Annotated in this window: 15 protein-coding genes; 12 read left to right on the forward strand and 3 right to left on the reverse strand. The window is 36.3% G+C overall.

Translation table 11 applies throughout. From position 1 onward, the window contains the following. The first annotated feature begins 69 nt into the window (after positions 1-69). Positions 70-1,365 (forward strand): murein hydrolase activator EnvC family protein, encoded by a 1,296-nt coding sequence (locus BN2144_RS08375; protein WP_033827835.1) that lies wholly within the window; start codon positions 70-72, stop codon positions 1,363-1,365. A 157-nt stretch (positions 1,366-1,522) separates the two neighbouring features. Here BN2144_RS08375 and BN2144_RS08380 read toward each other — a convergent pair whose 3' ends face one another. Then, positions 1,523-2,242, reverse strand: a complete 720-nt coding sequence (locus BN2144_RS08380) for a YebC/PmpR family DNA-binding transcriptional regulator (RefSeq protein ID WP_033827836.1) — start codon at positions 2,240-2,242, stop codon at positions 1,523-1,525. A gap of 331 nt (positions 2,243-2,573) precedes the next feature. Between BN2144_RS08380 and BN2144_RS08385 the strand changes: the two genes are divergently transcribed. From BN2144_RS08385 to BN2144_RS08410, 6 genes are all read left to right on the forward strand, one after another. Then, a complete protein-coding gene (locus BN2144_RS08385; protein WP_033827954.1) occupies positions 2,574-4,013 on the forward strand; it encodes a S41 family peptidase in 1,440 nt (479 codons plus the stop codon). A gap of 507 nt (positions 4,014-4,520) precedes the next feature. Then, complete coding sequence (locus tag BN2144_RS08390; RefSeq protein WP_139017870.1) at positions 4,521-5,708, forward strand: PDZ domain-containing protein; 1,188 nt, start codon at positions 4,521-4,523, stop codon at positions 5,706-5,708. Positions 5,709-5,885: 177 nt separating this feature from the next. After that, entirely contained in the window at positions 5,886-7,124 is a 1,239-nt protein-coding gene (locus tag BN2144_RS08395; RefSeq protein ID WP_230199724.1) for a M20 family metallopeptidase, read from the forward strand. Positions 7,125-7,403: 279 nt separating this feature from the next. Beyond that, entirely contained in the window at positions 7,404-8,351 is a 948-nt protein-coding gene (locus tag BN2144_RS08400) for a ring-cleaving dioxygenase (protein ID WP_033827837.1), read from the forward strand. 20 nt (positions 8,352-8,371) lie between these two features. After that, positions 8,372-8,980 carry an alpha/beta hydrolase gene (locus BN2144_RS08405; RefSeq protein ID WP_033827838.1) on the forward strand — a complete coding sequence of 203 codons (609 nt, stop codon included), beginning with the start codon at positions 8,372-8,374 and terminating at the stop codon, positions 8,978-8,980. A 357-nt stretch (positions 8,981-9,337) separates the two neighbouring features. Further along, complete coding sequence (locus tag BN2144_RS08410) at positions 9,338-11,143, forward strand: M3 family oligoendopeptidase (protein WP_033827839.1); 1,806 nt, start codon at positions 9,338-9,340, stop codon at positions 11,141-11,143. A 232-nt stretch (positions 11,144-11,375) separates the two neighbouring features. Here BN2144_RS08410 and BN2144_RS08415 read toward each other — a convergent pair whose 3' ends face one another. Next, positions 11,376-12,167 (reverse strand): hypothetical protein, encoded by a 792-nt coding sequence (locus BN2144_RS08415; RefSeq protein WP_033827840.1) that lies wholly within the window; start codon positions 12,165-12,167, stop codon positions 11,376-11,378. Between the two features lie 111 nt (positions 12,168-12,278). Between BN2144_RS08415 and BN2144_RS08420 the strand changes: the two genes are divergently transcribed. The 3 genes from BN2144_RS08420 (at position 12,279) to BN2144_RS08430 (ending at position 16,792) form a co-directional block, all read left to right on the forward strand. Next, on the forward strand, positions 12,279-12,578 hold the full coding sequence (locus BN2144_RS08420; protein WP_033827841.1) for a hypothetical protein: 300 nt from the start codon (positions 12,279-12,281) through the stop codon (positions 12,576-12,578). Positions 12,579-13,131: 553 nt separating this feature from the next. Beyond that, positions 13,132-13,575 (forward strand): MarR family winged helix-turn-helix transcriptional regulator, encoded by a 444-nt coding sequence (locus BN2144_RS08425; RefSeq protein ID WP_033827842.1) that lies wholly within the window; start codon positions 13,132-13,134, stop codon positions 13,573-13,575. 46 nt (positions 13,576-13,621) lie between these two features. After that, on the forward strand, positions 13,622-16,792 hold the full coding sequence (locus BN2144_RS08430; protein ID WP_042337788.1) for an MMPL family transporter: 3,171 nt from the start codon (positions 13,622-13,624) through the stop codon (positions 16,790-16,792). Between the two features lie 448 nt (positions 16,793-17,240). Here BN2144_RS08430 and BN2144_RS08435 read toward each other — a convergent pair whose 3' ends face one another. Beyond that, the gene (locus BN2144_RS08435) at positions 17,241-18,068 is read right to left on the reverse strand and encodes a formate/nitrite transporter family protein (RefSeq protein ID WP_033827843.1); all 828 of its coding nucleotides are present in this window, start codon (positions 18,066-18,068) and stop codon (positions 17,241-17,243) included. A gap of 488 nt (positions 18,069-18,556) precedes the next feature. Between BN2144_RS08435 and BN2144_RS08440 the strand changes: the two genes are divergently transcribed. Both BN2144_RS08440 and uvrB read left to right on the forward strand, forming a co-directional pair. Continuing rightward, positions 18,557-18,790: a CsbA family protein gene (locus tag BN2144_RS08440; RefSeq protein ID WP_033827844.1), complete on the forward strand. Its 234-nt coding sequence runs from the start codon at positions 18,557-18,559 to the stop codon at positions 18,788-18,790. 439 nt (positions 18,791-19,229) lie between these two features. Next, positions 19,230-21,218, forward strand: coding sequence for an excinuclease ABC subunit UvrB (uvrB, locus tag BN2144_RS08445; protein WP_033827958.1), 1,989 nt, complete (start codon positions 19,230-19,232; stop codon positions 21,216-21,218). The last annotated feature ends 5 nt before the right edge of the window (positions 21,219-21,223 follow it).

A 21,223-nucleotide genomic window follows, 5' to 3' on the forward strand; every position in this document is an offset into this window, starting at 1 on the left:
GGGGTAGGCGTCTTTTGGGGGCGCTACTCTCCTTATACATATGTCAATGGTATTAAAGGAGGAAACGGTTTGCAAGGAAAGAAGTTTTTAATTACTGTTGCTGTTGTGTTAGGATTAACTACGATTTCAAGTAGTACAATTGCACAGGCGGCATCACTGACAGAATTGAATAAACAAAAGGAACAAATCCAACAGAAAAAGTCAAAAGTAAACACGGAGCTAGACAAAACAACTGATAAGCTAAAAGATAATAAAAATAAGCAGTCTGCATTACAATCAGAAATGCAAAAATTAGATACAGATATTCAAAATGCGAGTGCAAAAATTAAATCGACAAACGAACAAATTGAGAAAAAAAATAAAGAAATTGAAGAATTAGAGAAAAAGATTAAAGAAATTGAAGCACGAATTGAAAAGAGAGACAAACTATTAAAAGATCGTGCTCGTGCTCTACAAGCGAATGGTTCGGTAAATTATTTAGATGTTATTTTAGGGGCGCAAAGTTTTACAGATTTCATTAGTAGAATTTCTGCTGTTTCAACAATTTTAGAAGCAGACAAATCAATCATTGAAGAGCAAAAACGTGACTATCAGTTACTTAATGAAAGTAAAGAAAAAGTAGAAAAAGAAAAAGAACAAATTGAAGTATTAAAGGCTGAATTAGAAAAAACAAAAGCAACATTAGAAACGAAGAAGGCACAAAAAGACAAAGTACTCGCTCAATTAAAGAAAGAACAAGATACAATTGAAGAATACTATATGGATTTACAAGAACAACAAAATGTTTATGCTGGACAAGAAGCCGCATTAAAAAAAGCAATAGAATTAGAGAAACAAAGACAAGCTGAAGCGGCAAGGGCTGCAAAAGCGGCAAGAGCTGCAAAAAAAGCTACAGCAAGTAGTAATAGTAGTAGTAGTAGTAGTAAAGGATCTGGTGGAGGTTCAGCACCGGCTGCACTCGTAACAGGTGGAACATTTATCCGGCCAACATCTGGACCAGTAACATCTGAATTCGGTCATCGTTGGGGTCGAGGGCATTTTGGGATTGATATTGGTGGTTCCTCCGGTGATGCGGTTTATGCAGCTGCATCTGGTGTCGTTTCCAACTCGTACTATTCATCTTCTTATGGAAATGTTGTATTTGTAACGCACTACATTAATGGAAAAACATTCGAAACGGTCTATGCACATTTATCCGCTCGTAATGTCAGCTCTGGTGATGTTGTGAAACAAGGCCAACGTATTGGTTCAAAAGGTACAACAGGGCACTCAACTGGCGTCCATCTCCATTTTGAAATCCATGCAGGAAGATGGAATGCAGCAAAATCAAACGCGGTGAACCCACGTAGTTATGTCAACTTTTAATATGATTTATGATATAAAAAACTACTAGATTAAGTGTCTAGTAGTTTTTTTTGCGAGGAAAATTTGGTGGATAAAGGAGATTCCCTCTCATCCAAAGTTAGCAGGAGAGGAATAAAAGAGGCTGATTCAATATTTATGAATCAGCCTTTTAATATAATTATTCACCTAAATCAACATTATGGTACACTTGTTGCACATCATCCAAGTCTTCTAAAACATCAATCAACTTTTCAAATTGTTCTTGTGCTTCACCAGTTAAGGTTACTTCAGTTTGTGGAAGCATCGTAATTTCTGCAACGGCAAACTCAGTAACTCCTGCATCTTGTAGAGCAACTTGTACAGAATGGAATTGTTCTGGTTCTGCGTAAACAACTACACTATCTTCTTCTTCTAAAATATCTCGAACATCAATATCTGCTTCCATTAATATTTCTAGTACGTCATCAGCTGTTTTTCCTTCGAATACGAACACGGCAGTAGCATCGAACATGTATGTTACTGAGCCACTTACACCCATATTTCCGCCATTTTTTCCGAAAGCAGCACGAACGTCTGAAGCTGTACGATTAACGTTGTTTGTTAACGCATCAACAATAATCATAGAACCGTTTGGACCAAAACCTTCATAACGTAACTCATCGTAATGTTCATCTGATCCACCTTTAGCCTTTTCGATAGCCCGATCAATAATATGGCGAGGAACATTGTACGTTTTTGCACGTTCAATAACAAATTTTAATGCTTGGTTTAACTCAGGATCTGCTTCACCTTTTTTGGCAGCTACATAAATTTCTTTTCCAAATTTCGCATAGATACGACTTGTATTTTTATCTTTTTGTGCCTTTTTCTCTTTAATGTTATTCCATTTACGACCCATTGGACACACGCCTTTCTTCTATAATAGTATTCAAATATATTGTTCAACAAAATAAGGATGTTGTAAATAGATAGGCTTCACCTTCTGTATGAACCCATTGGTGGTCATTAATTCAGACGGCTTAAAAATTTTACTTCAATATTATACAACAAAAAAAGTATATGTAACGATTTTATTCATGAAAACAAAGAGTTTTTTTACGTAAAATCTTGGAAAGTCATGTATATTTCAAACTTTTCCCATTTTAACTTCAAGTTATTTCCCTTTTACATAAGTTGTCCAACTGCATCATATATATGATAAGGGAAGTCTCACGATGGGAGTGACAAGATTGAAAAAAACTTATGTAGTATGGCTAGTGATTTTGACGATGTTTATTTCCTCTATAGGTACGTATGTGGGGATAAAATGGTTTGAAAATGACCGTACGAAAACATCTGGAATGAAACAGGAGCAAACGACTCCTATACAAAAAGATTTTTCTAAAATTGAAAAGGCCTATGATTTAATTTCGGAGGGGTATATCGAGGAGGTAAAAGGGACTGAGTTAGTTGAAGGCGCCGTAGAAGGAATGCTGGCTAAGCTAGAAGATCCGTACTCCGTTTATATGAATGAGGAAAAATCAAATGAATTTAACCAGACATTAGACTCTTCATTTGAGGGTATTGGTGCTGAAATTAGTGAAATCGATGGAAGAATTATTATCGTATCCCCTTTTAAAAATTCGCCAGCGGAAAAGGCTGGATTAAAACCAAATGATGAAATTATCGCTGTGGATGGACAAGATGTAAAAAATCATGATGTCTATGATGTAACAACGAAAGTACGCGGGAAAAAAGGAACAAAAGTTGAATTACAAATTGTACGCGACGGAATGGATAAGCCAATAACGATTTTAGTAGAGAGGGACGAAATACCAATTGAAACAGTATATTCGAAAACAATTAATCAAGAGGAAAAGAATATAGGTTATATTGAAATAACATCCTTTGCAAGGGAGACGGCAGATGATTTTAGTGAACATTTGCGTAAACTTGAAGAGAAGAAAATGGATGCATTAATTATCGATGTACGTGGAAACCCAGGGGGAATTTTGCAAAGTGTACAAGAAATTGCAGGTGAACTCGTAACGAACACAAAGCCAATGTTCCAGGTAGAGCAAAAGAATCATGGCGTTGAACAATACTTTTCTAAATTGAAGAAGAAAAAACCGTATCCAATCGCTGTTCTAACAAATAAAGGGAGCGCATCTGCATCAGAAATATTAGCTGGAGCATTGAAAGAAGTCGAGGGTTACCCAACTATTGGTGAAACGACATTTGGTAAAGGTACAGTGCAACAGCAATTGGAACTAGGGGATAAGAGCCATATTAAGTTAACGATGTTTAAGTGGTTAACTCCAGATGGTAACTGGATTCATAAAAAGGGAATTAAGCCAGATATTTTTGTTGTTCAACCAGAATTATATAATGTACATCCACTTGAAATTAATCAACCGCTAAGCATCGACATGAATAATGAACAAATAAAAAATGCTCAACAAATATTGGAAAGCTTAGGCTTTGAGCCGGGACGCAAGGATGGATATTTTAATGAAACGACAGCGGCAGCGGTAAGAACTTTCCAAGAAGAAAGCGGCTTGAACGTAACAGGGATCATTGATGAAAAAACTGCTCTGGCACTGGAGAAGAGAGTAATAGAAGAAAAGGAAAAGATAAAAAACGATCGCCAGTTGCAAATGGCAATAAAGTACTTTGAATATCGTTGGTAAAGTATATTACGTAATTTAAAAGACTGCACATTCGTTGTGTGGTCTTTTTAAATAGGGTGTTGACGTCTTTATGGGGGTGGGAAATGGACTGAGTTTTGGAAAAAAGGAATGGACTTCGGAAAAAAACCTCTAACTTCGGAAATGATATCTATCGTTAATTAAAAGAAACTTCGGAAAAAAGGCTGTAACTTCGGAAAAAGCCTCTGAACTTCGGAAATAAACGATGAAACTTCGGAAATAAAACGGGCAACTTCGGAAAAACTTGAAGCTCTTCGGAAAAAAGGACTCGACTTCGGAACAATCACCTCAACTTCGGAAAAAACCCCCGAACTTCGGAACAAATTCATCAACTCCGGAAAAAGCTTCACACATCTTTAATTTTACCCTCTACTAAAGAAAAATAATTCAATAGGTTTTTTCCAAAATTTTTGCTAAAATAGTAGAGAATAAACAATGAACGAATCTATTAACTTTTTAAATAGAAAAATGGTGGTCGGGGGTGTTACTTTGGAGTGGTTGATTGAGCTTGGAAAAGGAATCGGTAAGTTTTTTCTTGACCCGTTGCTTTATTTCGGAGTCCTGTATGCAATTTATTTAGGCTATATCCGGGTGAAGCGTGAGAGAAGTAATTTTCATGTTCGTGTGCAAGATGGTTGGTTTGAGGCGCGGACGTATTTAAGTAAGGGATTGCTTCTTGGGTTTGTTTTATCAATTGTCATTTTTGCAGTAGGTTTTATAATTCCGTTAGCATTTGTTTTAACTGTTTCAGCGGTGACAGTACTTTTTGCTTTGATTTTAAAGCCGAGCGTACTTTCTCCTGCATATACGTTAGGGGTTAGTTTCTTCCTTGTAATGGCAATCTATCTTTTTCAAGTAAATGTCCCGATTTTTCAAGAGAGTTTTAATCATATAGATTCAGCAGTTATACCAGGGGTGGCTTTACTAACAGGGTTTCTCTTGTTAGCTGAAGGAATACTAATTTCAAGAAATGCAAAACAACATACTTCACCTAAATTAATTCGAAGTAAACGGGGGTTGAATGTCGGTATTCATGAGACGAAGCGGTTATGGATGGTTCCGTTATTATTTTTAGTTCCGGCAGATGCGCTATCGCTCCCATTTGATTTTTGGCCGATCGTTCCTGTAGGGGATCAGTCATTTACACTTTTATTTATTCCGTATTGGATTGGTTTTGCGAATCAAATTCGTAGTCTTCATCCAAGCCACTCTTTACAGATTCATGGGAAGAAAGTTTTCTTACTAGGAATCCTTGTAAGTATCGTTGGTGCGGTTGGTTTTTGGGTTGAACTAGCATCTATTGTCGGAGTTTCTATTGCTATTCTTGGTCGGTTGTTAATTTCAATAAGACAATACGTTCGTGACAATGGACAGACTTATTACTTTTCGAAAAATCAACCTGGTATTGTTATTTTAGATATTTTACCAGGGACACCAGCTGATAAAATGGAATTAAAGATTGGTGAGGTAATCAAAACGGTTAATGGGGTACACGTCCAAACGGAACAAGAGTATTACGAAGCACTTCAGTTAAATCGTGCATATTGCAAACTTGAGGTTATCGATGACAATGGTGAAAATCGTTTTGTCAATCGTGCTTTATATGAAGGTGAACATCACGAACTAGGAATTATTACATTTGGTATGGAAAACCAATGGAAAAAAGATGTTAGTTAAAAGAGTAGACTACGAATCAGCATCATGTAATAAAATTTAAATAATTTCTTAAAGGCGAATTCATATCGAGTTCGTCTATTTTTGTATAATTAAATGATTATATTCTATATAAAGAGGCCTAATTGCATATATTTATTAAACAGAGAACTTTTCCTATAATTCATTCGTGAAAAAACTTTGAATGGAAAAAAGCAGGCATTAGGACAAATTCATCATTTTCAATCTTTTGTATCAAAATTAATTCGCACAAAGCATAGTGACTACGAAGAAAGCGGTGATACGTTGGATTCTATAGATATGATTAGGACGTATATGGAACAGCACGTAGAAGGAATGTTATCGGATATAAAATATTTAGTTGAGTGTGACTCTCCATCATTGTATAAAGAATTGACAGATCGTTGTGGTGTGCGTATACAGGAGCTTCTCGTTAACTATTTTGGTAACCGCGCTCAAATTTTACAACAACAAGAATATGGAAACCATTTAAAATTTGAATACGGTAAAGGGAAGGGGAAGATATTAATCCTTTCACACTTCGATACGGTTTGGGAACCAGGTGAGTTAGCTTGGAAAGTAGTGGGAGATTTATGTTTTGGCCCAGGTGTTTTAGATATGAAGGGTGGACTTGTTCAAGCAATATGGGCAGTAAAAGCAATTCAAGATTTACAGTTATCTTTACGAAAAAAGATTGTATTTCTTTTTACGAGTGATGAGGAATTAGGAAGTCCAAGTTCAAGGAAAATTATTGAGGAGGAAGCTAAAACTAGTCACTTTACGCTCGTAACGGAGCCACCTGTTGTTGGGACAGGGGCATTAAAAACAGCGAGAAAAGGTGCTTCCCAATATATGATAAACATTACAGGAATCGCAGCCCATGCAGGAAATAATCCACATAAAGGAGTGAATGCGATTTGGGAGGCGGCAAAGATTATTGATTATCTGCAGTCGTTAACCGATTATAAGAAGGGCACAACGGTCAATGTCGGCCTCGTTCACGGTGGAGGAAAACTAAATGTCATACCCGATAAGGCAGAAATTGGTGTAGATATACGTGCAGAGAACTTAGCAGAACAGGGGCGCATGGATAAGATTATTACTAATCTCAAACCATTTTTGAAAGGAACTAAGCTTGAAATCAGTGGAGGTATAAACAGACCCCCGATGGTCCGGAATGATGAGAGCGTCAAATTATTTAAAAAGGCGAGAAAAATTGGGAAATCACTTGGCCTCGATATACAAGAAGCAGCCGTTGGTGGGGTGAGTGATGGAAATTTTACTTCATCGCTTGGGATTCCAACTTTAGATGGTTTAGGTGTTGTTGGTGAAGGAATTCATGCAAGAAACGAGCATATGATTATAAGTCATCTACCGAGGCGAGCTACGTTATTTTGTCAATTATTACTCTCTTTATAAAATTGTTGTTAACATTTTTAAATGAAAGCATAAGAATTTTAAAGTCCCTTCACCCACTGATGAAACGCATTCTTTTCAAGAATAAGAATGTGTATAAGATGGATGCTGTTTAGTTTGCAATCGAATAGATGGAGGCGGCCGCATAACCTCATCCATTTGTCACGAGGGTGATTGTTTGACATGAAGGAAATCACAGTATATAATTATCTCGAATTAGAGATATACTAAAGGGATTATTTTTTAAAAACTATATGGATAATAAATAAGGAGAAGATTTCATTGAAAAAGACGAAGGGCATCCATCATATTTCTGCTATTGTCGGTAATCCTCAAGAGAATGTTGATTTTTATTCAAGCGTACTCGGTTTACGGCTTGTGAAAAAAACAGTAAATTTTGATGACCCAGGTACATACCATTTTTACTTCGGGGACGAAAGTGGAAACCCAGGAACAATTATTACATTTTTCCCATGGCAAAGGGCATATAAAGGACGTATCGGTGGAGGACAAGTTGGAACTACTACGTACGTCATTCCATTAGGAGCAATGAAATTTTGGAAACAGCGATTGGATAAGTTTTCTATTTCATTTGAAAAACAAGTTCGATTTGGTGAAGAATACGTACAGTTTGAAGATCCACATGGACTGAAACTTGAGTTAGTTGAACGGAATGAAGGAAAACGAAATGATTGGAATATAGACGATATCACCCCAGATGTTGCGATTAAAGGTTTTGGTGGTGCGGTACTATTATCGACACAACCAGAGAAAACGGCAGAGCTTCTTCATCATGTACTAGGGCTTGATTTAGTGGGTGAGGATAATCAATTTATTCGTTTTCGAGCACGAGATGAGATTGGGAATACGATTGATTTGAATAAGTTGCCAGTTCCACGAGGCCGAATGGGTGTGGGAACGGTTCATCATATCGCTTGGCGGGCGGATGATAATAAAGATCAACTAGATTGGAACCAGCTTGTAACGGAAAATGGTTATCATGTTACAGATGTGAAGGACAGAAATTATTTTCATTCAATTTACTTTAGGGAATATGGGGAATTGTTATTTGAAATCGCAACAGATCTGCCTGGTTTTGCCATTGATGAACGGATAGAACAGCTAGGTGAAGCGTTAAAGCTACCATCACAATTTGAACCAATGCGTGAAAAAATTGAGTCGGTACTATCACCGATTACCGTTCGTGTTGAAGGTAAAAAATACGTTTAAGAGAATAGGGAGTGGGGCTTATGAAACATCTTTTTAAAAAGGGAACAGACGAGGCGAAACCTACATTATTATTACTTCATGGGACGGGAGGTAATGAGCAAGACTTATTGCCAATAGCGAATGAAGTTGACCCGACCGCATCTGTATTAAGTGTTCGTGGAAATGTGTTGGAAAACGGAATGCCGCGCTTTTTTAGAAGATTAGCGGAAGGGATTTTTGATATCGAGGACTTAGTGGCGCGAACAAAAGAATTACATGGATTTCTTGATGAAGCAGCCGAAAAATATCAATTTAATCGTGAAAATATTGTTGCCATCGGATACTCGAACGGGGCGAACATCGCAGCAAGTCTTTTATTCCACGAAGAAAACGCATTGGAAGCTGCAATTTTACATCATCCAATGGTGCCAAGAAGAGGAATTGAATTACCAAATTTAGAAGGTAAGAGAGTTCTCATTACGGCTGGGACAAACGACCCAATTTGCCCACAACAAGAATCGATTGAATTAGAAGAGCTACTTAAAAATGCTGGGGCTACGGTCGACATCCATTGGGAAAACTACGGTCACCAGTTAACATATTCTGAAGTTGATGCAGCGAAAAAATGGTACACACAAAATTTCACTTAAGGTTGACCAAAAAGTGGATATCCTAAAAACTGTGATATCAAGAATGTTGATATATTAAAGTTGTGAAACATGGAGAGGGGCATCCGGAAACCAAAATATGACTTTCTGGACAGTCCTTTTGTTATTTTGGAAGTTGGCACATATAACCTTTCTACGTATCCTTTGTAATAGCACATCCTCGTCGAAGGACACACACATCCTTCTACGTTTTATTCGTTTTAGCGCCTCCCCTTTTTTGTTAAGAGAAGTCACTTATCTCCTAATGTTTGAAAAAATCATGCAAATTAGTAACCAATTGTTTCCATTTCGGGTAAAAAGCTTTAAAATGGAAATATCTATAAAAAAGGAGTGACAGATATGAAATATATAGACACTTGGGATTTAGATTCCATTATACCTGGTGGAACGAAATCACCGGAATTACAAGCGAAACTAAAGAAAATTGGTGAACAAATCGAGGAATATGAAAAGTTAATTACAGCTTGGAATTTTGCAGAAAACAAATCAGCCGAACCATTCAAAGCGATTTTAAAAAAGCATGAAACAATTGAAAAGGGACTTGCTCAATCAGCAACTTTTGTTCAAATGTGGCATGATGCATTTACGAACGACGAATATGCAAATGTTGTCATGGGCCAAGTTCTTGATTTAGATAGCAAATTGGAAAATATTTATACGATTTTCACGAAAAAATTAGTTGCGATATCGGATTCGGATTGGGATACACTTTTACAAGATGGAGAATTAACTGAGGTTGCTTTTGCGTTAAATGAAATACGAGATCAAGGAAAGCGTCTTTTATCTGAAGCAGAAGAAAAAATTATTACAGAATTAAATAAAGATGGGTTAACGGCATGGAGCAAGCTTTATGATACAACGGTTTCCATCATGACCATTCCATTCACAGACAATGATGGAAAAACGACACAATTATCTGTTGGGCAAGCAATGAATCGAATGTATGCCGACCCAGATCCAGCTGTACGTAAACAGTTATTCGAAAATTGGGAAGCAGCGTGGGAAAAGTTTGCACCGATTTTTACCGATACATTAAATCACCTAGACGGTTATCGCCTTACATTACAAAATTTCCATAATCGGAAGGACTATTTAGAAGAGCCGCTCGAATATAATCGGATGACAAAAGAAACTTTGGATGCGATGTGGACAGCAGTTGCGAATAATAAAGAACCTTTTGTTAAATTTTTGAAGCAAAAAGCGAAATTATTAGGGATGGAGAAACTTGGTTGGCAAGACGTGGATGCTCCTGTTGCCCTTGGAGATACAAAACCAACTCGTTTTACATATGATGAAGCTTGTGATTTTGTTATTGAACATTTTGCCAGTTTTGGACCGAAGTTAGCCGATTTTGCGAAATATGCCTTAGAAAATCGTTGGGTTGAAGCAGAAGATCGCCCGAATAAACGACCAGGTGGGTATTGTACAGACTTACCAGAATTTGGTGAGTCCCGTATATTTATGACATTTACTGGCTCTTCAAGTGACACGAGTACCCTTGCTCATGAATTAGGTCATGCGTTCCATAGTCATGTCATGCGTGATTTACCTACATTAAATCGGAACTATGCAATGAATGTTGCCGAAACAGCAAGTACGTTTGCTGAAACGATTATTGGCAATGCAACAGTTACAAATGCAAAAACAGATGGCGAGAAGCTTTCTCTTTTAAATGATAAAATGGGAAATGCCATTGCGATGTTTATGAATATTCATGCGCGATTTATTTTTGAAAATGCTTTTTATGCGGAACGGGCGAAAGGGATTGTTTCCGAACAACGATTGAATGAGTTAATGTTGGAGGCGCAAAAAGAAGCATTTTGCGATAGTTTAGCGAGTTATCACCCGCATTTCTGGTGTAGTAAATTGCATTTCTTCATTGATGATGTGCCATTTTATAACTTCCCGTACACATTTGGATACTTGTTCAGCTTAGGAATTTATGCAGAATTTTTGAAAAGTCCAAATGGCTTTGAGGAAAAATATATTGCCCTATTACGTGATACTGGCTCGATGAAAGTAGAAGAGCTAGCGATGAAACATCTTGGTGTGGATGTGACGAAACCAGATTTCTGGGAAGCAGGAATAAAATTAGCGGCACAAGATGCGGAAGAGTTTATTTCATTAGCGGAAAAATTAGCGTAACAGTATCAGTTCAGGTGATTATGAATTATTGTTTATTTATACCCTTATGGGGTACCTGTTATTTAAATAATATGATGAAGTGGATATTCCATATTTCCATGTGGAACTGGAAAATCCAAAATTATTTTATATAAGGAGCAGAATAATGAGCAACTATTCCAAAAAAAAGCCTATGGATAGAAAGATGAGTTAGTCAATAAAACATAAGATAGATTGTGTCAGTCTCAATAAATCAAAATCGGAGTACGAAAAAGGAAATATAGAAGATATAGGTGACTCTTAAGCCTTTAGTTAAATAATGAAATAAAAAGGCTAAACTTTTAGCCTTTTTATTTCTTATTACATAGTAACCAATTTTCATATGGTTAGTCATTTTATGGTAACTTGCAAATGTAACAAAGGCTTTAGGTGGGATGGGATCTCCTACAGATAAATATTGATTTGCACCAAAGTAATATGCTTGCCATACAATTAAAGAGCAATAAGTAGTTTTAGTTTTTAGAGACTCTCTAAGGTTATTTTCAAAAGTTACTTTATAAGATTTATTAGCACCTTTCCCTCCAGGTCCATAGTAATTTTTGCCCAGGTTGAAGCTTTTTTTCCTGTTGTGAAGTTGTTTGGTCTGATAACAATTTTTTTTATAATTTTTGAACCAAGTGTCTTTTGAGATAACTTTAGGTTTAGAATTCTTTCCAGCAGTATGTATAACGGAAGAACCATTTGAATGTACTATTCCAACATGTCCTGAAATTCCTTTACAAATATTTTTGTCATTTTTACACTGTGTACTTGGAGTGTATAATATATCTTCTGCTCTAGGTTTATACTGATTTTTAGTTGCTTGTGTGCTGATGTTCGAATCACTCTCAAAGCTATATTCGCCATCAGGAATACTTTCCAATACTTTCTCAAATTCTTTATTTAGTTGTTCATCATCAAAATCAATAGAATTAGCTGAAACTTGAGTTATGCCTATACCCAATAGCAAAAAGAGTATACTAATACACATGCTAACTTTTTTCATTTACTTAATCTCCCTTCCAAAATGTGGTAGTCTAGTTAACTATCATTTTAAGTCTTTAATGAAATATGCCAACCTCTTGAATAGAATGAAAAATTTTAATGGAGTCTTTTTATGAAAAAGTTATTAATTTTAAATTTAGTTATCGTATTAGCGTTGTTAGGGATCATAGGATATGTTAAATATAAGAATTATAAAATAGGTGATATTGATGAGCGTGAAGAAATATTAGTCGCTGCTACTTATGATTTGTTTCATGAAAAAAATATAGATTTAAAAGAGATACAAAAGATACAAGTTACTAGACTGGAAGCCGGAGTGTATCCATTTTTTTATTTGGTGACAGTAGATCTAAATAACGGAGAATCCTATGAATATAGCTGGAAAAATAAAAAAAAGATAAACTTGATATAACACACCATACACCGTAAAGAGATATTACCAATGAGATTAAGAGGGAAAAAGGTTGAGATACAGAAGATTAACAAGGCGACGAATTTGTAGTTGAGCGAATCAATGAATTTAATCATTCAAAAGTTGTAAATAGTGGGGAATATGGGTAAATACAGCATTGCCAATACGATAAAAGAGTAACGAGCGAAATTCATTGCAAACACATTCGTAAAATCACCTTCCCAGAATAGTTTACAAATCTTAAAAGGCATTCTCACCAAACGTTAACAAGATACGCGTGCTTATTCTTTTGGCGCGGTATTTTTTCTTATATTTTTTATCGTAACAACTACTGTAAAATAAAACTCATTAAAGAAGGATGATCCACAATCAACTTTTCCTCTTCTCTGTATGATAATGACTTTCCTACTAAAATTTCACCCATCATTCGTTGGTACTTTTACTAAAAATAGCTATTGATGCATTGGCAAGTCGATGATAGAATATGTTGAAATAGTTAATGACTTGAATAGTTCACATGATTAACTAATATAATAAAAGGGATTTGATATAAATGGACAAGATGGACATCCATGAGTTGGTCGATCGCTACATTGAGTTAACCCATGAAGTTTGGAAGCGGGGTGAAGCATTAACGAAAGAAGAAATTGGTGAAGAGGTAACGAATGATCAACATTACTTACTACGTTACATTTATAGTCGCCAAAGATGTACAACTACAGAACTAGCTGAAGCTTTTTCAGTTCAAAAAAGTGCCATTACAGCGATTATGAATAGACTTGTTGAAAAAAATATGATCGAACGAGTTCAAGATAAAAATGACCGCCGAGTACTGTATTTAACGTTAACAAAAGAGGGTAGAACATTATTTGAAAAAACCGAGGCACGTGTATTTAATTTGGTCGAATCAATCATTCAGCAATTCGGACAAGAAGAAATTGAAACATTCATTCGAACATATGAAAAGCTAGCAAATGTATTGAGAGAAATGCAGTAATATAGAATACGCTATTTTATCTACATAAGCGAATGGAGGAAACACGATGAGAGGAATTATAAAGGCAAAATGGCTGATTGTTGTCGCATGGATTGCAGCTGTTGTTATTTTACTTTTGACCGCACCAAACATGGCCAATCTCGTTCGGGAAAAAGGTCAATTGGATGTACCAGACGGTTATTCTTCAAAAGAAGCCCAACAAATTTTAGATAAAATCAATCAACAAAAAGGAACAAAAGAAACAACATCCGTTGCCCTTGTTTTTCACAACAAAGATGGGCTATCAGATGCGGATCTCGATGAAGCGAAAAATGCCGTAAAAGAATTAGAAGAACAAAAAGACAAACTTGGAATTAAAGAAATTTTAACTCATTTTGATCAAAAAGAACTTAAAGATCAATTATTCGCAAAAGATGGTAAAACGATTCTCGTATCGTTAACCGTTGATTGGGAAGGCCGCTCTGCCCATCAACTAAGTGCTGATTTATATAAAGCGATTGATCATGTAAAACTTGAACACTATTATACGGGTTCTTCTTTTATCGATGAGGATGTGGTTTTAACATCGGAAGCTGGGTTGAAAAAAACTGAATCGATTACGGTCGTATTTATTCTTATCGTTCTCATCGCTGTATTCCGTTCAATTGTTACACCATTTATTCCGTTAATTACAGTAGGAATTAGTTATTTGGCATCACAATCGATTGTCGCGTTTCTAGTAGACTATGTTAATTTCCCGTTATCGAACTTTACACAGATTTTCTTAGTTGCCGTACTGTTCGGGATTGGTACAGACTATTCGATATTGTTATTGAGTCGGTTTAAGGAAGAACTTTCTATTCAGGAAAGTTTGTCTGACGCGATTGTAGAAACGTACAAACATGCAGGTAAAACTGTGTTATTTAGTGGAATCGCCGTTTTAATCGGATTTGCCGTCATTGGTTTTTCACAATTTAAATTGTATCAATCCGCTTCTGCCGTTGCCGTTGGGATAGTTGTTTTACTTATTGCGTTGTTTACGATTGTTCCATTTTTCATGGCTGTTCTTGGGAAAAAGATTTTTTGGCCAGTGAAAGGAAGTTTGGAACATAAACCGAGTCGTCTTTGGACATTTGCCGGACGAATCTCTTTTGCTAGACCGATTGTTTCATTGTTAATTGTTGCCGCAATTACTGTTCCATTTATTTTAACGTATGATGGTGGTTTATCCTACAATTCGATGGATGAAATTGGTGAAGGGTACAACTCAGTAAAAGGATTCGATATTATTGAAAAGAGCTTTGGACCAGGTCAAGCGATGCCAACAACGGTCGTTCTTAAAAATGATGAAGAAATGGATAAAACGGATTACATGGGCATTATGGAAAACATTAGTGCCGAATTAGAAAAAGTCGATGGAGTTGATATTGTTCGTTCCCTTACACGTCCGACTGGGGAAAAACTAGAAGACTTACAAATTGCGAAACAAGCAGAAACGTTAAAAGATGGAATTAATGAAGGAAATGATGGCATTAAACAAATTCGTGATGGTCTAGATGAAGCGAACTCAGAGCTTGTTGCCTCCACACCTCAAATTACAGAAGCAACAGACGGGATTAGCTCATTAATTTCCGGTACGAAAGAACTACAAACAGGAATCACCGATCTGCAAACAGGTTTGAAACAAATTGAAGATGGAGTTCGTCAAGGTTCCATGGGCGCTGGAGAAGCGAAAAAGGGAATAGCAGAAATTAAGAAAAATGCAGAAACAATGTTAGATGGTTATAAACAGCTTGTGAATAGTTATAAAGAAATACAAACAAACTTAGCAACCATCCATTCAAACTATGAAAATATTGAAAAAGGATTAAATGGCTTACATAGTCAATTAGGCCAATTAGAACAAGCCTTTACGTATTTAGAAGGTTATTTAAACAGTCAAGAAGTTAGTGAAGCGCAACAAGGTGCTGTACAAAGCTTGGCAGGAATTAAACTGTATTATGGAGCTTTGCAAGAAAACTTACCGAAACTTGCTGGTGGGTTGTTTGAATTAAATAAAGGCCTCGGTCAAGTTACAGTAGGAATGAAAACAGCAAATGAAAACTTCAGTAAAATCAATGACGGACAAGGTCAGTTAATTCAAGGAATGGAACAATTAATTGCAGGACTTGGTGAGTTAGAAAAAGGCCTGACAACTGCGGCAAATGGTCAAGGAACCATTGTGAGCAAATTACCAGAAGTAAGCTCAGGTCTTGGTCAAGTGAATGCTGGCCAACAACAATTACTTAACGGTTTCTCAGGGTTAGGGGGCCAATTTGGTCAATTAACAGACGGTCTTGGACAAAGTGTTGATGGGCTTACTCAAATTCACGATGGATTTAAAGATGCAGAAGGATTCCTCGGTGATCTTGCAGAAAGCGATGAGAGTTCCGGTATCTTTATACCAGATGAAGTATTAGAAAATGAAGAATTCGAGCAAGTGCTAGATACTTATTTATCACCAGACAAAAAGGTAGCAACACTCGATGTGATCTTTAGTAAAAACCCATATTCCACAGAAGCGATTGGTGAAGTCGGTGAATTGAAAGCAGCAGTGGAACGAGCAGTAAAAGGGACCAAATTAGAAAATGCACAAGTAGCAGTCGGCGGTGTAACAAGTACGTACCATGACTTAGGGACAATGAGTGATCAAGACTTCTCACGTACGGTTGTATACATGTTGATCGGAATTTTCATCGTATTAGTGATTTTATTCCGTTCACTAATTATGCCGATTTACATTGTCGCCTCTCTCCTCATCACGTATTACACAACAATGGGAATTACGGAAGCCGTGTTCGTTAACTTGCTCGGTTATGACGGTTTAACATGGGCCGTACCATTCTTCTCGTTCGTTATTTTAATGGCCCTTGGTGTCGATTATAGTATTTTCTTAATGGGTCGTTTCAACGAATATCGAGATGAACCAGTTGATAAAGCAATGATTCTCGCTATGGGCTCTATGGGATCAGTCATCATCTCGGCTGTGATTATTCTTGGTGGTACATTTGCAGCAATGCTTCCAAGTGGTGTTCTATCACTATTACAAATCGCCACCGTCGTCATCACCGGACTCGTCTTATACTCGGTCATCATGCTACCACTATTCATACCAGTCGTTGTCAAAATCTTCGGCAAAGCCAACTGGTGGCCATTCGTTAGCGTGAGTAAAATATGCGATAACCATCTAGATAAATAAATAGAAATATAGATAAGCAGAACCACCTTGAAGCTTTAATCGGCTTTTGGGTGGTTTTTGTTAGTAGTCGTGGATAGTTGTGCTCTAACTAATTATTAAATTTTCACCAATATAATACCACTTTATAGTTCTAAAGTAGTATAATGAAGGTGATTTATGAAGTGAATTTGGGTGGTTAATATGAGGTCAATAGCACATATTCGTAAAAGTGATAAAAAGATTCAAACTGTTGAAGAGCACTTAATTTATGAAATAGCACATCAAATTAAAATGTTTTATTTATGATCATGAAGAAACATGTTTAGTAGCCAAAAAATGGTCTATCCGAAAAGTGGATATACCCAAAAATGTAATAATCAAGAATATTGATATACCTAGGCTTTGAAACACGAAAAGGGCATCCAGAAATCAAAATTACGACTTCCTGGATTGCCCCAACAAATTTATACTATTTTCCTCCAATATTTTGTTTCCTCTTGCTATCTACAATTGTGACCGTTTTACCATTTCCTTCGTTATTCACATACCAATACGCTGCTCCGACGAAGAGTCCTCCACCAACGATATTTCCTAGTGAGACAATTAGTAAGTTATGCAGTGAACCGATGAGTGTGATTGTATCCGGATGTGGTACTGATAATGAAATCGAGAATAAGGCCATGTTTGCGATACTATGTTCATAGCCGGATACGAAGAATGATGTGACAGTCATCATGATTAACATTACTTTTGCTGCGAAGTTATCAGTTTGCAGTGGAAGCCAAATAGCAAGACAAACGAGCCAGTTACAAAGAATGCCTCGGAAGAACATTTCACCCGTTGTTAAGTTGATTTTTCCTGCAACTGCGGTCATTAAATAATGGTCTGCAGGTATATCTTTAAATAATCCAGTTTGTACGAATAAAAACGTGAAAAAGAAAACGCCAATTAAATTGCCGAAATACGTGGCAAACCAAACATGAAGTAGTTCTTTTACAGAATTTCGTTTATCAAGTGCACCCATAGTTAAATACATCGTGTTCCCTGTGAATAACTCCCCACCACCAATGACAATGAGTATGAGAGCGAGTGAAAAAGCTAGCCCTGCCATAAGGGAGGTTGCAGGAGAACCAGAAGTGAGAAAGGCATCTCCAATTTTAAATGAAAAAATAACAGCGAAAGAAATATAGACGCCTGCAAGCATTGCTTTTGTCCAAAACTTCCAAGGTGCGTTCGTTAATAACGATGCTTTTTTAATAGAAAGCTGTATAGCTGTGTTTAGTGGAGTATTTGCCATAGAAACTCTCCTATCATGATTACTATTGTGATTAATGTCACAATCATTTTTACTATACCTAATCTTTTTAGTTGAGACAATCCCTTTTCGGAAATGTTAAACGAAAAGCCATAAATACGAAAGGGAAAAATATTATCCACAATCAAATGCAGTTTATCCACAAGTCATAAGTGAATTTCCACAGTAACCAATTAGTTAATCACAGGAAAAGCACAAATTATCCACAGTATCAACATGATTATTCACAGAAGTATAAATTCATATACAATTCAAAACGTTTATTTAGATATATAAAGATAAATTTTGTTGATAACCTTGGGGAAGTTTATTCTAATGTTAGAACAATAAATATCCAGTTTGAATAAGCACTAGATTCGTTATTGTATCCTTTTTTGAACATGTTTTAAAACGAGAGAAATTTGAAAAGTATGGTATGATAAAAAATAATACAAGTAGGCAAATACCTTAATATATTTTGGAGTGAGGATATGGTTGGGAAATTAATTGCTGGACTTATTTTTCCTTGTTTATTAGTGATTTTATTTACACGTGTGACGTATAACCATATTGTCGGTACGTTGCTCGCTTTAGCACTTATCTCGGTTTCCGCATATAAAGGATACACACATTCGTGGCCATTAATTATTATTGATGGAATCTCCTTGACGGTTGGATTTTGGTATTCCCGACGTATGGTGAAAAAGTTTAAAAAACAGCAATAAAAATACAAATGCATCCTATGTAAAAACAGATTGCTTACCGATTACGCTAAGCAGTCTTTGTTTTTGGCTCTTTTCTCAGAACTATTTTTACTTAGAGATTGCTTTTTAAAAGTGAAAATATACTGTGATAAAAGCAAGTCCTTGTTTAAAGTGCACATCCGCCATGTAAGAAAAACAATATACAAAAGCCTCATAGTATGTTATAGAAACTAGAAATGTGGATAATATTTCGAAAAGTTGTGGATAAAGATTTCGGAAATTGTGTATAACTCTATTAGGTTATGCACATAAGGGATTTTAAAAAACAAGCGTACAGTCGATTTAGATGTGAATAAAATAATCGAATATTCGTTCGTGAAATAGTAGTTTTTCAGTTCTTGTTTTGGTAAAATAAATTTAGCAAATATGAACGAGGGTAACTATGAATGGGGTGAAATGGATGGAGCTATTCGATACGAAATTTGAGCTAGTCTCGAAGTATAAACCTGACGGAGACCAGCCAGAAGCAATTAAACAATTGGTTCAAGGGATTAAAGAAGGAAAGAAACATCAAACATTACTTGGTGCAACAGGAACAGGTAAAACGTTTACAATATCGAATGTAATTAAAGAAGTGAATAAACCAACATTAGTTATTGCACATAATAAAACATTAGCTGGACAGTTGTATAGTGAGTTTAAAGAGTTTTTTCCAAATAATGCCGTTGAATACTTTGTCAGTTATTATGATTATTATCAACCAGAAGCGTATGTCCCTCAGACAGATACGTATATTGAGAAGGATGCAAGTATTAATGATGAGATTGATAAATTACGTCACTCAGCAACATCCGCTTTATTTGAGCGTCGTGATGTTATTATTATTGCGAGTGTTTCTTGTATATACGGTTTAGGTTCGCCTGAAGAATATAAAGAGCTTGTTTTATCGTTACGAGTTGGTACAGAGATTGAAAGGAATGCATTACTGCGAAAACTCGTGGACATTCAATATACACGTAATGATATTGATTTTCATCGTGGGACATTCCGAGTTCGTGGGGATGTTGTTGAGATTTTTCCATCTTCCCGAGATGAGCATTGTATACGGGTAGAATTTTTCGGGGATGAAATTGATCGCATTCGTGAAGTTGATGCGTTGACCGGTGAAATTATAGGAGATCGCGAACATGTGGCCATTTATCCTGCATCTCACTATGTTACGAGAGAAGAGAAAATGCGAGTTGCGATAAAAAATATTGAACAAGAACTACAAGAACGTTTGAAAGAACTCCGTGAGCAAAATAAGTTACTAGAAGCACAACGTTTGGAACAGCGTACAAATTATGATTTAGAAATGATGCGGGAGATGGGTTTTTGTTCTGGTATTGAAAATTACTCGCGCCACTTAACTTTACGTGAGGCAGGGGCAACACCCTATACATTGATTGACTATTTTCCTGATGATTTCTTAATCGTAGTCGATGAGTCACATGTTACGATACCGCAAATTCGAGGGATGTATAACGGTGACCAAGCACGTAAAAACGTATTAGTTGAGCATGGTTTTCGGTTACCATCCGCGCTCGATAACCGTCCATTACGCTTTGACGAATTTGAAAAGCATATAAACCAAATTGTTTATGTTTCAGCAACACCCGGGCCATATGAAATAGAGCATTGTCCGACCGTTGTAGAACAAATTATTCGGCCAACGGGATTGCTTGACCCGATTATCGAAGTGCGACCAATTAAAGGACAAATAGATGATTTATTTGGTGAGATTCAAGAGCGAATTAAGAAAAATGAACGTGTGTTAGTGACGACATTAACGAAAAAGATGTCTGAGGATTTAACCGATTATTTGAAGGAATTAGGAATAAAAGTTCAATATTTACATTCGGAAATAAAAACGTTAGAACGAATTGAGATTATTCGGGATTTACGGTTAGGAAAATATGATGTTCTTGTTGGTATTAACCTGTTACGGGAAGGGTTAGATATTCCGGAAGTGTCCCTCGTAGCAATATTAGATGCAGATAAAGAAGGTTTCTTACGTTCGGAACGTTCGCTCATTCAAACGATTGGGCGTGCGGCGCGAAATGCGAACGGAATGGTAATTATGTATGCAGATCGAATTACGGGATCGATGGAAATTGCGATTAAGGAAACAAAGCGGCGCCGGAAAATTCAAGAAGACTACAATAAAAAACATGGGATTACACCGAAAACGATTCAAAAAGAAATTCATGATGTGATTCGCGCAACACAAGTAGCTGACGATCAAGAAGAAAATAAAGGTACAGTGAAATATGAAAAATTGTCTAAGAAAGAACGAGAGAAATTAATCCAAAAATTAGAAGTAGAAATGAAGGAAGCGGCCAAAGCACTTGATTTTGAACGCGCAGCAGAATTAAGGGATTTAGTTTTAGAGTTGAAAGCAGAAAGGTGACGGTC

The organism is Bacillus andreraoultii (assembly GCF_001244735.1).
GTDB lineage: Bacteria > Bacillota > Bacilli > Bacillales > Caldibacillaceae > Caldifermentibacillus > Caldifermentibacillus andreraoultii.

Coding starts and splice junctions, on each gene's coding strand:
- BN2144_RS08380 (WP_033827836.1), bottom strand. CDS start 2,242: ATGGGTCGTAAATGGAATAACATTAAAGAGAAAAAGGCACAAAAAGAT.
- BN2144_RS08405 (WP_033827838.1), top strand. CDS start 8,372: ATGAAACATCTTTTTAAAAAGGGAACAGACGAGGCGAAACCTACATTA.
- BN2144_RS08410 (WP_033827839.1), top strand. CDS start 9,338: ATGAAATATATAGACACTTGGGATTTAGATTCCATTATACCTGGTGGA.
- BN2144_RS08415 (WP_033827840.1), bottom strand. CDS start 12,167: ATGAAAAAAGTTAGCATGTGTATTAGTATACTCTTTTTGCTATTGGGT.
- BN2144_RS08420 (WP_033827841.1), top strand. CDS start 12,279: ATGAAAAAGTTATTAATTTTAAATTTAGTTATCGTATTAGCGTTGTTA.
- BN2144_RS08425 (WP_033827842.1), top strand. CDS start 13,132: ATGGACAAGATGGACATCCATGAGTTGGTCGATCGCTACATTGAGTTA.
- BN2144_RS08430 (WP_042337788.1), top strand. CDS start 13,622: ATGAGAGGAATTATAAAGGCAAAATGGCTGATTGTTGTCGCATGGATT.
- BN2144_RS08435 (WP_033827843.1), bottom strand. CDS start 18,068: ATGGCAAATACTCCACTAAACACAGCTATACAGCTTTCTATTAAAAAA.
- BN2144_RS08440 (WP_033827844.1), top strand. CDS start 18,557: ATGGTTGGGAAATTAATTGCTGGACTTATTTTTCCTTGTTTATTAGTG.
- uvrB (WP_033827958.1), top strand. CDS start 19,230: ATGGAGCTATTCGATACGAAATTTGAGCTAGTCTCGAAGTATAAACCT.